The 16015-nt window shown below is 59.8% G+C and carries 16 protein-coding genes; 10 read left to right on the forward strand and 6 right to left on the reverse strand.

Features of this window, described 5'->3' with window-relative positions; genetic code table 11:
- Positions 1 to 753, forward strand: coding sequence for a YciC family protein (locus tag SSARUM2_RS13480; RefSeq protein ID WP_033647584.1), 753 nt, complete (start codon positions 1 to 3; stop codon positions 751 to 753).
- Positions 754 to 805: 52 nt separating this feature from the next.
- Here SSARUM2_RS13480 and SSARUM2_RS13485 read toward each other — a convergent pair whose 3' ends face one another.
- Complete coding sequence (locus tag SSARUM2_RS13485) at positions 806 to 2509, reverse strand: SulP family inorganic anion transporter (RefSeq protein WP_049195449.1); 1704 nt, start codon at positions 2507 to 2509, stop codon at positions 806 to 808.
- A gap of 221 nt (positions 2510 to 2730) precedes the next feature.
- Here SSARUM2_RS13485 and SSARUM2_RS13490 point away from each other — a divergent pair, with 221 nt between their 5' ends.
- Entirely contained in the window at positions 2731 to 3270 is a 540-nt protein-coding gene (locus SSARUM2_RS13490) for a septation protein A (protein ID WP_004932082.1), read from the forward strand.
- A gap of 76 nt (positions 3271 to 3346) precedes the next feature.
- Complete coding sequence (gene yciA, locus SSARUM2_RS13495) at positions 3347 to 3775, forward strand: acyl-CoA thioester hydrolase YciA (RefSeq protein ID WP_004932085.1); 429 nt, start codon at positions 3347 to 3349, stop codon at positions 3773 to 3775.
- A 67-nt stretch (positions 3776 to 3842) separates the two neighbouring features.
- Here yciA and tonB read toward each other — a convergent pair whose 3' ends face one another.
- Together tonB and SSARUM2_RS13505 are read right to left on the reverse strand one after the other, a co-directional pair.
- The gene (gene tonB / locus SSARUM2_RS13500) at positions 3843 to 4586 is read right to left on the reverse strand and encodes a TonB system transport protein TonB (protein ID WP_016927510.1); all 744 of its coding nucleotides are present in this window, start codon (positions 4584 to 4586) and stop codon (positions 3843 to 3845) included.
- A 236-nt stretch (positions 4587 to 4822) separates the two neighbouring features.
- A complete protein-coding gene (locus SSARUM2_RS13505) occupies positions 4823 to 5476 on the reverse strand; it encodes an epoxyqueuosine reductase QueH (protein WP_025303057.1) in 654 nt (217 codons plus the stop codon).
- A gap of 175 nt (positions 5477 to 5651) precedes the next feature.
- Between SSARUM2_RS13505 and SSARUM2_RS13510 the strand changes: the two genes are divergently transcribed.
- Positions 5652 to 5948, forward strand: a complete 297-nt coding sequence (locus tag SSARUM2_RS13510) for a YciI family protein (protein WP_033634770.1) — start codon at positions 5652 to 5654, stop codon at positions 5946 to 5948.
- A 172-nt stretch (positions 5949 to 6120) separates the two neighbouring features.
- A complete protein-coding gene (locus SSARUM2_RS13515; protein ID WP_039565837.1) occupies positions 6121 to 7062 on the forward strand; it encodes an amidohydrolase family protein in 942 nt (313 codons plus the stop codon).
- Between the two features lie 33 nt (positions 7063 to 7095).
- On the opposite strand, the gene SSARUM2_RS13520 is transcribed toward SSARUM2_RS13515, so the two are convergent.
- Positions 7096 to 7962 carry a LysR substrate-binding domain-containing protein gene (locus tag SSARUM2_RS13520; protein WP_060452601.1) on the reverse strand — a complete coding sequence of 289 codons (867 nt, stop codon included), beginning with the start codon at positions 7960 to 7962 and terminating at the stop codon, positions 7096 to 7098.
- 92 nt (positions 7963 to 8054) lie between these two features.
- Between SSARUM2_RS13520 and SSARUM2_RS13525 the strand changes: the two genes are divergently transcribed.
- Positions 8055 to 9005: a DMT family transporter gene (locus SSARUM2_RS13525; RefSeq protein ID WP_060452600.1), complete on the forward strand. Its 951-nt coding sequence runs from the start codon at positions 8055 to 8057 to the stop codon at positions 9003 to 9005.
- 17 nt (positions 9006 to 9022) lie between these two features.
- On the opposite strand, the gene SSARUM2_RS13530 is transcribed toward SSARUM2_RS13525, so the two are convergent.
- Positions 9023 to 10024 carry a LacI family DNA-binding transcriptional regulator gene (locus tag SSARUM2_RS13530; RefSeq protein WP_039565832.1) on the reverse strand — a complete coding sequence of 334 codons (1002 nt, stop codon included), beginning with the start codon at positions 10022 to 10024 and terminating at the stop codon, positions 9023 to 9025.
- Between the two features lie 70 nt (positions 10025 to 10094).
- The gene (locus tag SSARUM2_RS13535; protein ID WP_039567089.1) at positions 10095 to 10649 is read right to left on the reverse strand and encodes a D-lyxose/D-mannose family sugar isomerase; all 555 of its coding nucleotides are present in this window, start codon (positions 10647 to 10649) and stop codon (positions 10095 to 10097) included.
- 228 nt (positions 10650 to 10877) lie between these two features.
- Here SSARUM2_RS13535 and SSARUM2_RS13540 point away from each other — a divergent pair, with 228 nt between their 5' ends.
- Genes SSARUM2_RS13540 through SSARUM2_RS13555 form a run of 4 tightly spaced genes read left to right on the forward strand, consistent with a single transcriptional unit; the run spans position 10878 to position 15990 of the window.
- Positions 10878 to 11912 carry an NAD(P)-dependent alcohol dehydrogenase gene (locus tag SSARUM2_RS13540; RefSeq protein WP_033634775.1) on the forward strand — a complete coding sequence of 345 codons (1035 nt, stop codon included), beginning with the start codon at positions 10878 to 10880 and terminating at the stop codon, positions 11910 to 11912.
- Positions 11913 to 11916: 4 nt separating this feature from the next.
- The gene (gene xylB, locus SSARUM2_RS13545) at positions 11917 to 13434 is read left to right on the forward strand and encodes a xylulokinase (RefSeq protein WP_060438586.1); all 1518 of its coding nucleotides are present in this window, start codon (positions 11917 to 11919) and stop codon (positions 13432 to 13434) included.
- Entirely contained in the window at positions 13431 to 14936 is a 1506-nt protein-coding gene (locus SSARUM2_RS13550; RefSeq protein WP_049195458.1) for a sugar ABC transporter ATP-binding protein, read from the forward strand. The genes xylB and SSARUM2_RS13550 overlap by 4 nt, the downstream gene beginning before the upstream one ends.
- A gap of 16 nt (positions 14937 to 14952) precedes the next feature.
- The gene (locus SSARUM2_RS13555) at positions 14953 to 15990 is read left to right on the forward strand and encodes an ABC transporter permease (protein WP_033634777.1); all 1038 of its coding nucleotides are present in this window, start codon (positions 14953 to 14955) and stop codon (positions 15988 to 15990) included.
- The last annotated feature ends 25 nt before the right edge of the window (positions 15991 to 16015 follow it).

Genomic DNA, 16015 nt, shown 5'->3' on the forward strand with positions numbered 1-16015 from the left:
ATGTCTATCACGGCCAACGCTTTGTACCGTGACAGTTTTAACTTTTTACGTAACCAACTGGCCAGCATCCTGATGCTGGCTTTGTTGACGGCGTTTATCTCCGTGCTGCTGAATCAGGCCTTCAGCCCCGATGCCGAACAGTTGGCGACGCTCGCTGCCACCACCAGCGATTTCGCTTCGTCTACCGGTATGGGCATTCAGGAAGTGATCCAGCAGATGACGCCGGAACAGCAGATGGTGTTGCTGAAAGTGTCGGCGGCCGCCACCTTCTCCGCGCTGGTCGGCAACGTGCTGCTGGTCGGCGGGATGTTGACACTGATTCGTCTGGTGTCGCAAGGGCAACGCACCAGCGCCCTGCGCGCGCTCGGCGCCTCGGCGCCCGACTTGCCGCGCCTGCTGCTGCTGCTGTTTATCTGCACCCTGCTGATCCAGCTTGGCCTGACGCTGTTTGTGGTGCCGGGCGTGCTGATGGCGATCGCCTTCGCGCTGGCGCCGGTGATCGCCTCGGTCGACAAGAAAGGCGTGTTCGCTTCGCTCAAGCTGAGCAGCAAACTGGCCTTCGCCAATGCGCGCGTGATCGTGCCGGCGATGATGCTGTGGCTGGCGGCCAAACTGCTGGTGCTGTTTTTGGTGAGCCATCTGTCGGTGCTGACGCCGAACGTCGCCAGCGTGGTGTTGACCGCGTTGAGCAACCTGGTGTCTGCCCTGCTGCTGATCTACCTGTTCCGCCTGTATATGCTGCTGCGCGGCTAACGCCGGCGTCAGCGAAAATCAAGGGGCACGCTTCGGCGCGCCCCTTTTTTGTTTACCCCATCACGGCGGCTTCCGCCTGCTCCTTACTCTGAATCAGCTTCAGCGCCAGATACAGATCCGGCACCAAAATCAGCTCTTTGTCGCGCCCTAAGCGGTTGATGCGGAACCAACGCGTCAGTTCGGTGCGACGCCCCGCCAGCACCAGCCTAACGTTACGCTGTAACAGATCGCGTTTCAGTTCGTCGATGGCCGTCAACACGCTGATGTCGGCATGGGTAAAACTGGCCACCGCGTCCACCACCACCCAACGCGGCTGGAACGGCGTGCCGTCGACCAAATTGAGAATGCGGCGTTTGAAGTACGCCACGTTGAAATAGGTCAGGGGCGAATTGAAACGATACATCATGACGCCGGGCACCGCCTTCACCCCATTGTTGTTGCCCATGGAATGGATCATGCCTTCGTCGTTGACGCCCAGCAGCTGTTCCGTCGGCCGGAAGACGGTGCGCAGAAACTGCATCAATCCCAGTAACACCGCCAGCCCGATGCCGCTGATCACCCCCACCAGCAGCACGCTGAGGAAGGTAAACAGCGCCAGGCGGAACGCCTGCGCGTTGCGACGGCGCAAGATCCAGATGCCGCGGATGTCCAGCAGTGACCAGGCCGCATACATCAGCACCACCCCCAATCCCGCCACCGGAATAAACTGCAGCGGCGACATCAGGAACAGCAAGACGAAGGCGATTACCGCGGCGGCGATGATCGACACCAGCTGGCTCTTGCCGCCGTTGGCGTCATTCACCGCGGTGCGCGAGTCTGCGCCGCTGATGGCGAAACCTTGCGACAGCGCAGAGACGATATTCACCAGCCCCAGCGCGCGAAACTCGGCGTCGGCGTTCACCTCATAACCGTTTTTGGCGGCAAAGCTGCGGGCGGTGAGCATCATGCTGACAAAGCTCACCACCGCCAGGTTGAGCGCCGGGATCACCATGTCGCGCAGTAAACCGGGCTGGAAATCCGGCCACTGGACGATCGGCAACACGCCGCTGAAACCGCCCACCGTCACCACGCCATGCTGTTGCAGGCCGCCCGCCCAGGTCACGAACGCCGCCAGCACGATGGCGAACAGCGGTGCCGGCCAGTTAGGCCGCCATTTTTTAAATCCGAGCAGCGTCACCAGCGTCAATAACGACACCGCCATCGTCAGCCAGTCGCTGTGCAGCAGGTTGCCGGGCAGCGCGTAGATGCGCTCGATCAGCTGCGCCGGGCGCACCGTGAACCCCAACACCTTGCCGATCTGATCGACCATAATGGTGATCGCCACCCCGTTCAGCAACCCGCTGAGGATCGGCCGCGACAGCAGATCCGCCAGCGCCCCCAGCTTGAACCGGCTGGCCAGCAGGCACCAGCCGCCCATCATGGCGGTCATCATGATGGTCAGTTGCCAATGGCGCTCCATATTGCCCGCCGCCAGCGGCGTCACCACCGCGGCGATCACCGCACAGGTGGCGGCGTCGGGCCCGACGATCAGCTGGCGTGACGATCCGAACAGCGCATAGGCCACCATCGGCAAAATACAGGAATAGAGCCCCACCACCGGGCTGACCCCGGCCAGCTCGGCATAGGCGATGGCCACCGGCAAGGCGACGGCGGCGACGGAAAGGCCGGCGCGAATATCCGGCTTGAGCCAACTGCGTTGATAGCCCAATAAATGCGTCAAACCCGGCGTCAGGGCCTGGAGAGATTTCCACTGCATGCTGTTTTCCGCGGTAAATTATCTGGTTATTATGCTACTTACTATGCGGCCTGCGGCACGCGCTGGCAATGCGCCCGCGCTTTCTCGCGTAAGTTTATGCAAATTCCTGCTTTCGCGGCAGAAATCCGCCGGCCAAACGCCGATAATCGGCAGCGCCCGGCGGTACACAGAGCTCGCCGAATCCGGTATAGTCGGCCGATGAACAGATGATGGATTGATTTATGAAGCAGTTTCTTGATTTCCTCCCGTTAATTGTCTTTTTCGCTTTTTACAAGCTGTACGATATTTACGTCGCTTCCGGCGCGTTGATCGTCGCTACCGCACTGGCGCTGGTGTTCACCTGGGTTAAATACCGCAAGGTCGAGAAGATGACGTTGATCACCTTCCTGATGGTGCTGGTGTTCGGCACCCTGACGCTGGTGTTCCACAACGATTTGTTCATCAAATGGAAGGTCACGGTGATTTACGCGCTGTTCGCGCTGGCGCTGCTGATCAGCCAATGGGTGCTCAAAAAACCGCTGGTTCAGCGCATGCTGGGCAAAGAGCTGACGCTGCCGGACAAAGTGTGGAGCAACCTCAACCTGGCCTGGGCGGTCTTCTTCCTGGCCTGCGGCCTGGCGAACATCTATGTCGCCTTCTGGCTGCCGCAAAGCGTCTGGGTCAATTTCAAAGTCTTTGGCCTGACGGTGCTGACGCTGGTCTTCACCCTCCTCAGCGGTATCTATATTTACCGGCACATGCCGGAAGAACAGAAAAAATAGTTACAAAATTGTTAATGCCTGCGGCGCTTGTCGCGGGCAGTATGATGTTATTCCCTCCTTTTAAAAGCAGACTGCTATGACACAACAACGACCTTTACCCAGCGGCGAGCTGGTGCTGCGCACGCTGGCGATGCCGGCCGATACCAATGCCAACGGCGATATCTTCGGCGGCTGGCTGATGTCGCAAATGGATATCGGCGGCGCCATCCAGGCAAAAGAGATCGCCGAAGGGCGCGTGGTGACCGTGCGCGTGGACGGCATGACCTTCCTGAAACCGGTGGCGGTAGGTGATGTGGTTTGCTGCTATGCGCACTGCATCCGTACCGGGCGCAGCTCGATCACCATCAATATCGAAGTGTGGGTCAAGAAAGTCTCCTCCGCCCCGATCGGCCAGCGCTACCGGGCGACCGAAGCGGTGTTCACCTATGTGGCTGTCGATGCGGAAGGCAACTCGCGCGCGCTGCCTGAGGGCAAAATGAATTTCCGCGTTGGCTTCGAAGAATAAACTGACGCTACGCCGCAAATGCAAAAAGGGTCGCCGAGGCGACCCTTTCTTTTTGTGTTGACCGAACTCAGTTCAATTCAGTCGTGCCGTTCAGCTTGAAGCGGATAGTGACGGTGCGATCTTTCGCTTCTTTGGCTTCATAGCGCCACTTGCGCATCGCCTGCTTCACTTCACGCTCAAACATGTTGCGCGGCTCGGCCGACAAGATGCGCACGTTGCTCACGCGCCCGTCGCTGTCGATATCGAACTGTACCCGCACGTTGCCTTCGATCTGCAAAGCCTGGGCCCGCGGCGGATAGAGCGGATTGGCGCGGCTGATCGGCCTTGGCCCGACCTCGCGCGAGTTGCCCTGCACCGGCGCAGCAGGCGCCTGTTTCACCGGCGCTTTATCGATCGGCTTGGCCGGCGAATCGTTGTTGAACGGCGACGGCTCGCGCGGCTCGACCTTCTTCGGCTCCGGTTTGACCTGTTTTTCGACCTTCGGCTTCGGCTTAGGCTTCGGTTTCGGCTTGACCGGCTCCGGCTTCACGATCGCCTTCGGCGGCGGCTCCACGATAGGCTCCGGTTCTGGCTCCGGCTCAGGTTCGACCTGCGGCGGTTCCGGCTCGGCCGGCGCCGGCGGTGGCGGTTCAGCCATCGCGGCGGTGTTGACCATCATGACGCTGATCGGCGCGTCCTCTGGCTTCGGCAGCTCCACCACTTCTTTTACCGAAGCGTAAAGCAATCCCGCCACCAGGGCGCTGTGCAGGCCTACGGACAAGACGAAAGGCACGGATATACGGCGATTAAGGAACATCTTTTTTAGCGGCATAATGATTCTGTTTCCTCTGGTTCGCCAAGTTTAAATGCAAATAGCAATCATATTCAATAACGAAAGGCAAACTATCGCTTTAATCGTCAGTATGCGCGGCTAAAACCAGCAAACTCATAAGGATATTAACCTGGCCGTTGCTTTTTTATCGCCGGAACACCACGCTTCATTAACGTTTCGCCTGGCGTCAAAAAGTAAAAAACCCGCCGTAGCGGGTTGATTGCGGTGATTAAGCGTTATTCTTCATCGCCATAGTAAAGCACGCCCAGCTTGATCAACGGCCGCCCTTGCGCCTTGCGGTGCAGGTTGGTGTCGCGCAGCGAATAGACGCAGCCGCAGTATTCCTGCTGATAGAAGCGTTCGCGCTTGCTGATCTCTATCATGCGCGAAGAACCGCCCTTCTTGCGCCAGTTGTAATCCCAGTACACCAGGTCAGGATACTTTTCCGCCGCGCGAATGCCGCAGTCGGTGATCTGCTGCATGTTCTTCCAGCGCGAAATGCCGAGCGAGCTGGAGATGGTGTCGTAACCGTGCTCATGCGCATACAGCGCCGTGCGCTCGAAACGCATGTCGAAACACATGGTGCAGCGGATACCGCGCTCCGGCTCATTCTCCATCCCTTTGGCGCGGGCGAACCAGTTGTCGGTATCGTAATCGGCATCGATGATCGGCACCCCGTGCTGCTCGGCGAAGCGGATGTTCTCTTCCTTACGCAACAAATACTCTTTTTGCGGATGAATATTGGGGTTATAGAAGAAAATGGCGTACTCGATCCCGGAGGCCTGGATCGCTTCCATTACCTCGCCGGAACAGGGCGCGCAGCACGAATGCAGCAGCAGTTTGCTTTTGCCCGCCGGCAAATCGAGTTTTTCCCTTACCAGTTCCGTCATGTCCTCACCTCAATGGCATATCAGTTTAAGCGCGCCGCACTATACGAATAAAAAGTAGCGGCTTCAAGGCATAAGCGCCAATCCGCCGGGAAATTCGCCCTACGCCGTTCCCCTGCCGCGCCTTTTGCGCTACCTTGGTAGCACCGTTTTATAGCCATGATTTTAAAGGTGAAACATGCTTTATCTGATCTACGCGCAAGACGTCCCCAACTCGCTGGAAAATCGTCTGGCGGTGCGTCCGGCACACCTGGCGCGCCTGCAGGCGCTGCGCGACGCCGGTCGCCTGGTGGTCGCCGGCCCTAACCCGGCCATCGACAGCAACGATCCCGGCGCCGCCGGCTTTACCGGTTCGACGGTGATCGCCGAATTCGAGTCGCTGGCGCAAGCCCAGGCCTGGGCGCAACAAGATCCCTATATCGCCGCCGGTGTCTATGCCGACGTGACGGTGAAACCGTTCAAGCAGGTGTTCTGATCTCCAGCCCTCCCAATACCGGGAACGCCCGTTCGCGCGCCGTTCCCGGATCAATGCGTGCTCTCACCCTAACCCGTCGGTAGAAAAAATGCTCTCCCTTCAGGAGGCGTCGCGTCGCCCGCCTATACTCTCCTGAACCCGCGGCATCGCCGCGAAGCCGGGAGATAGACCGATGCGACTCGACGTACACGCTCACCTGTGGAGCACAGAGTATCTGGATCTTTTGCAAGCGCATGGCGTGCACGACGTCGCCGCCTATCGGCAACTGGGCGCCGGCCGCACCGAGCGCGAACTCGACGCGCGCTTCGCCCTGCTGGACAGCGCCGGCATCGACATGCAAATCCTGTCGGCGACGCCGCTGTCGCCGCATCTGGAAGACGAACAGGCGGCCGTTGATGCCGCGCGCCGGATCAATGATGAATATGCGGAACTGGTAGCGCGTTATCCCACCCGCTTTCGGGCTATCGCTTCTTTGCCGCTGCCGCATATCGACGCGGCGTTGCTCGAGCTTGAAAGGGCCTTTACCCAGCTCAATATGCTGGGCGCCTGCATCACCACCTCGGTGCTCGGGCTGTCTATTGCCAACCCGCTGTTCGAGCCGCTCTATCAGGAACTCAATCGCCGCCACAGCGTGCTGGCCATTCATCCCGCCGGCCGCGGCGCGCATTCGCCGCTGATCGCCGATTACGCTTTGACCTGGTCGATTGGCGCGCCGATCGAAGATACGGTCGCCGCCATGCACTTTATTCTCCACGGCATCCCCCAACGCTTTCCGGAGATGAAAATCATTGTGCCGCACCTGGGCGGCCTGCTGCCGATGACGCTGGAGCGTCTCGACCAAACCGTCGCATGGGAAGCGCCGCATACGCCGGAACCGCCGAGCCGCGCCGCCCTGCGCATGTGGTACGACACGGTAGGCCACGATCAGGTGCCCGCGTTGCAAGCGGCGGCGGCAACCTTCGGCGCAGAGCGGCTGCTGTTCGGCACCGATTTCCCGTTCCAGCCGGGCGACCTGTTTCAAACCACGGTGGACTACATCCGCCGTGCGGGATTGCCGGAGGCAGACGTGAACGCCATTTTGGATCGCAATGCGGCGGCGGTGTTTGGGCTATAGGATGTGAGGCGGCCCTCCCAGGTTTGGCCGCGCTTACTGCGCGATGCGTTCACCGGTCTGAAAATACTCGCCGATGACTTTCTCCAGCATCGTCGTCGCAGGCTCGCCGTCGGCGGCGAAAGAGCGCAGCAGCTGCACCTCATACGGCGCGACCGGTGGCAACTCTTCGAGTATCCGCATCGCGCCAGAGAGCCGCGCCCGATCGAGCAACGTGACGGCTAGCCCCGCCTCTATGCAAGAGGCCACCACGCTGGCCGAGGGACTGCTTAAAATGACCCGCCATGGCCGCCCCGCGGCCGTCAACGCCTCGAGCATCGCTTCGCGATAAGGGCAATCGGCGGCATGCAACGCCAGCGGCAACGGCCGGTTAGCCTGCAGCGCCAGCGAACGGCCTCCGGCCCACACCGGCGCAGTCACCGCAAGCGGTGTCTGGCACTGTCTCCCCGAGGGTTGAACCACCAGCGCAAGATGCAGCCGATTACGGCCAATTTGTTCCGCCAGCGCCTGGCTGGCGGCGGTAGAGACCTCCAGCTCCACTGCGGGAAAACTGTCGGCAAACCGCGGCAAAATATGGCGTATCACATGAGAAGCGTACTCATCGGGCAATCCCAATTTGATATGGCCGCTCAGCGGCGCGCCCTGCAGCTCGCGCAGAATATCGTCATGGGCGTTCAGCAGCACGAGCGTCGAGGCCAGCAGCCTGTTTCCCAGCGGCGTCAGCGCCACGGACTGATTGTCACGCTCCAGCAGGCGCCCGCCCGCCAGCTGTTCCAGGCGCTGGATATGCACGCTCACGGCGGCGGGGCTGCGATTGACAAATGCCGCCGCCACGCGAAATTGCCCCAAACGCGCAATGGCGTGAAAAGTGCGCAAGAGATCGATATCCAATGTCGGCCGCATGATTTAACTCCATTAAACAACTAAACAAAAATTATTCGATTTATTAAATTATAACCACTCACTACCATCGGGCGGAAAAGGAGGTGACCACCATGTCCCTGCCACAATTCCGCCCCTCTTCCCACTGCGGCAAAGCCGCCCTCTGGCTGGCTGCGGCCGAGGTTCTGCTGATCGTGGCCTGGAGCTCCGGTTTCGTCGGCATCCGCTTCGCCGCCGATTACGCGCCGGTGTTGCTGGTGGCGTTCTGGCGCTGCGTGTTGGTCGCGTTCGCGCTGCTGCCGTTTAGCCTGAGCGCCATAAGGCGCGCATCTCCGCTGACGGTAGCTGTTCACGCCGGGATCGGGTTGCTCGCCATGACCGGTTACCTGACCGGCGTCAGCAAAGGCATTGAATATGGCGTGCCGGCCGGGCTGGCCGCGCTCATCGCCGATTTGCTCCCTCTCGGCACGGCGCTGCTGAGCATGCTGGTGCAACGTCGCCTGCCCGATGGCCGCGTCTGGTTCGGGTTAACATTGGGGGTTAGCGGTGTGACACTGGCGACCGGCAGCGCCATCTCATGGGGAAACGCCCCAATGTGGAGCTACTTGTTGCCGCTGGCGGGGATGCTGTCGCTGGCGCTGGCGACGCTGTGGCAGCAAAGGCTGCCGCAGACGCAGGCAATGAGTTTGCCGGCCGCGCTGGGGATACAAAGCGCGGTTTCAGCACTGGCTTTCGCCGCGATGGCCGCCGCTGAAGGCCCGTTGCTGCCAACCATGACGACGGGTTTTGTGATCGGCGTGCTTTGGACCGCGCTGCTGGCGACGCTGGGCGGCTACGGGCTGTACTGGTTTTGTCTAAGGCTCACCTCTGCGCTGCGCGTGACGAGCCTGCTGTTTCTCAGTCCCTTCGTCACTTTCTGCTGGGCATGGTTAATGTTCGATGAGCCCCTTTCCTGGCCGATGCTGCTGGGCGCGGCGGCCGCAGGAAGCGGTTTGTGGTTGCTAATCCGTCCCGCCGGGGGGATGAGCCGTAAACGGCGCAACGCGCTGAAAAATGACGGGTAAAGCGAACGGCGCCACCGCTACGCGATGAGTTTTCCCCGCACCACCACCTTGCCCGGCTTGATATCGGGGTCGGCAATGCGCCGGATCGCCAGATTCAACGCTTGCCAGGCGATCTCTTGCAAATCATGCGACACGCAGGGGAAATGAAAACCGTAGATCTCAGCATGTGAAACCTCATCGATGCTGAACAGCGACACGTCCTGCATCAACGGCAGCCGGTGTTCAATGCAGGCCTTGATAATGCCCAGGGAGATCTGGTTATTGCAGCCGACGAAAAAGTCCGGTGCGCGGTTATTGGCCAACCAACGGCTCGTCTCTTGCCAGGCGACATCCATAAAGAAATCGGCATACAGCACTTCAAGCGACGCCACCTTGCCTTGTAATGCCGCTTGCAAGCCAGTGACCCTGTCACGTGCCACGTTGGAGTTTTCCGGCCCGGAGACCACCACCACCCGCTGCGCCTTCTGTTCCAGCAGCCAGCGCCCCGCCTGGAGGCCGCAGTCCAGGTTATCGATATACACCCCGCTGCAGTGGCGATTGTCCAGCTCCCGGTCGATCAGCACCACCGGAATATTCAAGGTTTCCAACCGTTTTAGGTAGGAAGGCTGGTACAGATGATCGTTGGAAATGACCGAGAGAATGATCGCATCGACGTTGTAGCCAATCAGTTTGTCGATGATTCTGTCTTCGCTTTCCTGAGACTCATAGGAGTCGAACACCAGGGTGTCGTATCCCATTTTTTGCGCTTCAAGCGTCATCAGCCGCGTCAGGCCGCCAAAGAACGGGTTGGCCATATCAGGGTTGACGATACCGATGGTTCTGCTGCTTTTTGCCCGCAGGTTACGCGCCGCGGCATTGACCACATAGCCGAGCTCGGCAGCGGTCTCCCGAATGCGGCGCAGCGTTTCCGGATGAACTTTGTCCGGCTGTGAAAATGCCCGCGACGCGGTGATTTTACTGACGTTTGCCTGTGCGGCCACGCTAGCCAGCGTCGCTTTCCGTCCTCGACCCACTGCCAAATGCAGCTCCTTAGCTTTGAGTATCATTTTGTACCATTAACAACATCATGACAGAACTTTCATCGTGGCGCTAATGGTTTACGCCCGCCAGGCGGTTAATCCGGGGATCGGTAAAGATATCCAGCTCGTCACGGCTCTCGGAAGAGAACTCGGACACCACCGCCCCCCGCTTTCCAGCCTGAAACCAGTGCCGGGTATTGGGCGCGATGGTGTATTGCTCGCCCGGCCGCAAGAGGATATAGCGATTGCAGGTATACCAAGGCTCCGCGCCCTCTGGCACCCGGCATACCGGTTCACCGCCGGCGTCATTAAGCGTCAGGTTTTCATCATCGACAAACAGAAACACCTCGCCCCAACGGCAGCGAAACGTCTCTTGCTTGCCCGGCGTGCAGGCGAAAGGAGGATGCAAATGTTCCGGGCAAGTCTGCTCTGGAAACAGCACCAACTCTTTCGCACAATAGCGAGGCGAGTTGACATAGGTCAGCAGCTGCAGCCCTGAGGCGGGATAGTCGGCCAGGCCAAATGTCGCAATTTCAATACGTTGCTGTTCTTCTTCGGTCAGAATAATGTCCGCCTTGCGCAAATATTCCAGCGTAGCGGCTATGGCGCTTTGTCGTTTGTTCATCATTTCCCCTGCAAAGTAACGGTATCGATATCAGCACGCTGATATTAAAACCGTCATTGCATCGCCGATTTTGTGATCGCTATCCCCATATTGAATAACAACCCACCAGCAAAATTAACTCTCGTCGAGTAATTCCAACATCGATCACAGTTTACCCCCTCGCTTTGGCCCAATATCGCCGCATTGAAATGATACCGTTACCATAAAAATGATTCACCAGGAGGCAATATGAAAGCATTAGTGTTGGCCAAAGCGGGGGAAATCGCTATCGAGGACGTCCAGCTTGCCGAAACGCTGGGCCCCGATGATGTGCAGATAAAAATTCATTCCGTGGGCATCTGCGGCAGTGATGTGCACTATTACCAACATGGCCGCATTGGCCCGTTCGTGGTTAACGCCCCGATGGTGCTCGGCCATGAAGCCTCCGGCGTGGTGCTCGCGACAGGTAAAAACGTCACTCACCTCAGCATCGGCGATCGCGTTTGCATGGAGCCCGGCATTCCCGATCTCAACTCGGCGCAGACGCGCGCCGGTATTTACAACCTTGACCCGGCCGTTCGCTTCTGGGCGACGCCGCCGGTACACGGTTGCCTGCGCGAAACCGTCATCCACCCTGCCGCCTTCACGTTCAAATTGCCGGACAACGTCAGTTTCGCTGAAGGCGCCATGGTGGAACCCTTAGCCATCGGCATGCAAGCGGCCACCAAAGCCGGGATCAAACCCGGCGATATCGCGCTGGTGATCGGCGCCGGGCCGATCGGCGTGGTCACCGCCCTCGCGGCGCTGGCGGGCGGCTGCTCGGACGTCATTATTTGCGATCTGTTCGACGAAAAACTCGCCGTTGCGGCCAGTTACGAGGGGCTGCACGCCGTCAATATCAAAACCGGCGACCTGGCGGGGAAAGTGGCCGCCCTCACCAGCGGCAATGGCGCCGATGTCGTGTTTGAATGCAGCGGCGCGAAACCGGCTATCGCTACGCTGGCCGAACATGCGGCGCCCGGGGCGACCGCCGTGCTGGTCGGCATGCCGATCGATGCCGCGCCGCTGGATATCGTCGCCGCGCAGGCCAAGGAAATTACCTTCAAGACCATTTTCCGCTACGCCAACATGTACCCACGCACGCTGCGGCTGTTGAGCAGCGGCAAGCTGCGCGTCCAGCCGTTGATAAGCCAAACCTACAAGTTCTCCGACAGCGTGGCGGCCTTCGAGCGCGCGGCGGCGGGACATGCCTCAGACATCAAAATCATGCTGGAGATGGAGTGATCCTATGGCGCTCTATGCTGGCATAGACTGCGGTACGCAAGGCACGAAAGTCGTGATTGTCGACAGCACACAGGGCGTGATCCTCGGTGAGGGCAACGCCCCTCACCGTCTCATCAGCCAAGCCAATGGCCGGCGCGAACAGGAGGCCGACTGGTGGATTGAGGCGCTAGTCATCGCTTTTCGCCAAGCCGTGACTCACGCCGGCGTTGATGCACGGGAGATTCACGCTCTGGGGGTCTCGGGCCAACAACATGGGTTTGTGCCGCTGGACGCAGACGGCAACGTGCTGCACAGCGTCAAGCTGTGGTGCGATACCGAAACCGCAGAAGAAAACGAACGGCTCCTGCAACAGCTCGGCGGAGCCAACGGCTCGCTGGAAACGCTTGGCCTGCGGATCGCCACCGGTTATACCGCGTCAAAAATCCTTTGGTTCAAGACGCACCATCCGGCGCTGTGGGCACAACTGCATACCGTGTTGTTGCCCCATGACTACTTGAACTTCTGGCTGACCGGGGAGCGCGTAGCGGAATATGGCGACGCTTCCGGCACCGGCTTGTTCGATGTGCGCACCCGTCGCTGGAGCAAAACCGCCGTCGATCTTATCGACGACAGCGGCCGCCTGTGGCAAGCCCTGCCGCCGCTCAAAAGCGCGGAGTGCTGCATCGGCACGGTGCGCCCCGCCGCGGCGGAAAAACTCGGCCTCGGCCCGGCAGTGCGGGTCTCGACCGGCGGCGGCGACAACATGATGGCGGCCATCGGTTCCGGCAACATCGAGGCCGGCACCCTCACCCTGAGCCTGGGCACCTCCGGCACGCTGTTCGCCTGGTCCGCCGCCCCCGTCACGGCGGAATCGGACATGATTGCCGGCTTCTGCTCCAGCACCAACGGGTGGCTGCCATTGATTTGCACCATGAATGTCACCTCGGCCACCACCGCGGTACAAACGCTGCTGGACCAAGATCTTGCCGGCTTTAACGCTTTGCTGGCGCAGGCTTCGCCTGGCGCAGGCGGTGTCGAGATGCTGCCGTTCTTCAATGGCGAACGCGTTCCGCCATTGCCCTACGCGCGCGCCAGCCTGCATAACCTCGATAGCGACAACTTTACCCGCGCCAATCTCTGCCTGGCGGTGGTCGAAAGCGCCACGTATGGGTTGCGCTATGGCATCGAGCTGTTTCGCCGTCAGGGCATCGAAGCGCGCGAAATCCGCCTCACCGGCGGCGGCGCCCGCAGCGCCGCCTGGCGACAAATCGTCGCGGACGTAATGGGATGCCCGGTGGTCTGTCTGAAAGCCAAAGAGACCGCGGCGCTGGGCGGCGCCATTCAGGCGATGTGGGCGACGATGTTGGCCGACGATCCGCGCCGGAACGCCGCCGCATTGCTGGCCGAACTGTGCCAACGCTTCGTTGCACTGGATGAGGCCACGCGCACGCTGCCAAACGCCGGCAGGCAGGCGCAATACGAGACGCTTTATCAACGCTACCTGCAACGCTTGCAGCAGACCTACCCGGAGGTGCAACTGTGACGCGAGATCCCCATACGCCAGCGCCCGCCTACCTGCTGGAGGTCAGCGGCGTCAGGAAAGCCTTCGGCCCGGTCGTGGCGCTCAAGAATGCGGAGTTTTGCCTGCGGCGCGGATCCATCCATGCCCTGTGCGGCGGCAACGGCGCGGGTAAATCCACTTTTCTCAGCATTCTGATGGGCTTTATTCAACCCGACGGCGGCGACATTTTTATCAATGGCCAACGCTGCGAATTTCATCATCCGCGGGAAGCCCTCAATGCCGGCATCGCCATCGTGCAGCAGGAGCTGAGCGCGATCCCGGATCTGACGGTGGCCGAAAACATTTGGCTGGGCCGCGAGCCGAGACGCCTGGGGTTCGTCGATTTCGCAACGCTCAACCAGCGCACGACCAGCCTGCTCAAAGAACTCGATTTCAAGATCGACGCCCGAGAAAAAATGCGCAACCTGAGCGTCGCCGAACAGCAGCTGGTCGAGATCGCCAAGGCGCTGTCGCATGCCAATGCCGACATCATCATCATGGATGAACCCACCTCGGCGATTGGCGAAGAGGATGCGCAGAAAATCTTTCAGACGCTTCAGCAATTGGCGGCAAAAGGTAAAGGCATTATTTACGTCTCTCACCGTTTGTCAGAGATATTCCAAATCGCGGACAGCTACACCATTTTCCGCGACGGCGCCTATATCCATGAAGGCTATATCGCCGACATTACCCGTGAACAGCTGATCGAACACATTATTGGCGGCGAGTACGACAGCGAGTTCGCCAAATTCAACCAGCCCGGCGAACAGGTCTTGCTGGCGGTCAATAACCTGTGTTGGCGCAGCAAGATAAAAGATATCAGCCTGCAGCTGAAGCACGGTGAGATCCTGGGCATCTATGGGCTGGTGGGATCGGGCCGCAGTGAATTTCTCGATCTTATCTTCGGCATTCAGCATGCCGACAGCGGCACGATTCGCCTGGGCGACAAGACGCTGAACCGCCACTCTCCGCGCGAGGCCATCGACAGCGGTATTGCCTACGTGACGGAAGATCGCAAGGAAACCGGCCTGGTGCTGTGCCGTTCCGTCAGTGAAAACATCAATATCGCCTCTTTTGCCGCCATCAGCCGGATGGGGTTTGTCAGCGAGAAACGGGAGCAGGCGCGAACCCGCGACATGATCCAGCGCTTTAACGTTAAAACCCACGACGGCGAACAGCCGGTGGGCAACCTGAGCGGCGGCAACCAGCAAAAAGTCGTGCTGGGCCGTTGGGCGCTGCTGGATCCGGAGGTTTTGCTGCTCGACGAGCCGACGCGCGGTATCGACGTCGGGGCCAAGAAAGAGATCTATCGATTTATGTCGGAGTTCGCCTTGCAAAACAAAGGGATCATTATGGTTTCCTCCGAGCTTTCGGAAATTATCGGCATGAGCGATCGCATATTGGTGTTTCGTGACGGGCAGTTGGCCGGCGAGCTTTCGGCAGCCGATGCGACCCAGGCAGCACTGATGAAACTTGCGGTTTAACAGAGAGAGAAAAAAAATGAGCAGCGCCCACTCCTTATCACCAGGAATTTCATTTTTCACCCGCAATAAGCGCCGTATGCACAAATACGGCATTATCATCGCCTTTTTCGCCCTGTGCCTGATCGTGGCGCTGATTGGCGAATATCAGGTCGCTCAGGGGGCCTGGAGCAGCAACTATTTTCTCAGCAATGAAAACACCCTGATCGTCCTGCGCCAGGTCTCGATCAACGGCATTCTGGCGATCGGCATGACCTTCGTCATTATCACGGCAGGCGTCGATCTCTCCGTGGGCTCGGTGCTGGCGTTAAGCGGGATCGTCGCCGCCCGCTTCGCCACCAACAACAGCGGATTGGCTATCGGCGACACCGCGACCGCCGTCATGGCGCCGCTGATTGTGGCGCTGGGCATCGGCATCGTCTGCGGCCTGATGAACGGCACCGTGTTAGCCCGTTATCGGCTGCAGCCGTTTATCGTCACCATGGGCATGCTCTCCGCGGCGCGCGGTTTAACCATGCTGACCACCAACGGCAATCCGGTATCGCAATTGAACAGCGATTTCCGCTGGTTAGGCAATGGCTATGTCGGCGGCGTTCCGGTGCCCGTCATCATCTTCATCGTGCTGTTCGCCCTCGCCTGGCTCGTGCTGAATAAAACCCTCTTCGGGCGCTACATCTACGCCGTCGGCGGCAACCCGAAGAGCGCGCGCACCTCGGGGATTAACGTGACACGCATCAAAATACTGGTGTATACGCTGTGCGGCGCGCTGGCCGGCATCGCCGGCCTGATCCTCACGGCGCGCACCGGTTCGGCGCAGACCAATGCGGGCGCAGGGTATGAGCTGGACGCCATCGCGGCGGTGGTGATCGGCGGCACCAGCATGGCCGGCGGCGTCGGTACGCTGGTCGGCACCTTCTTCGGCGTGCTGATTATCGGGGTGATGAATAACGGCCTCGATCTGCTCGGCGTGCAGTCGTATTACCAACAAATTATCAAAGGCGCATTGATCGTCCTTGCCGTATTGCTCGACCCCTCGCGTAAGCAACAGCGCGATTAATAACATCAGACCCAACTCTACCAGG

The organism is Serratia sp. K-E0102, from assembly GCF_029962625.1.
In the GTDB taxonomy this organism is placed as follows: Bacteria; Pseudomonadota; Gammaproteobacteria; order Enterobacterales; family Enterobacteriaceae; genus Serratia; species Serratia sarumanii.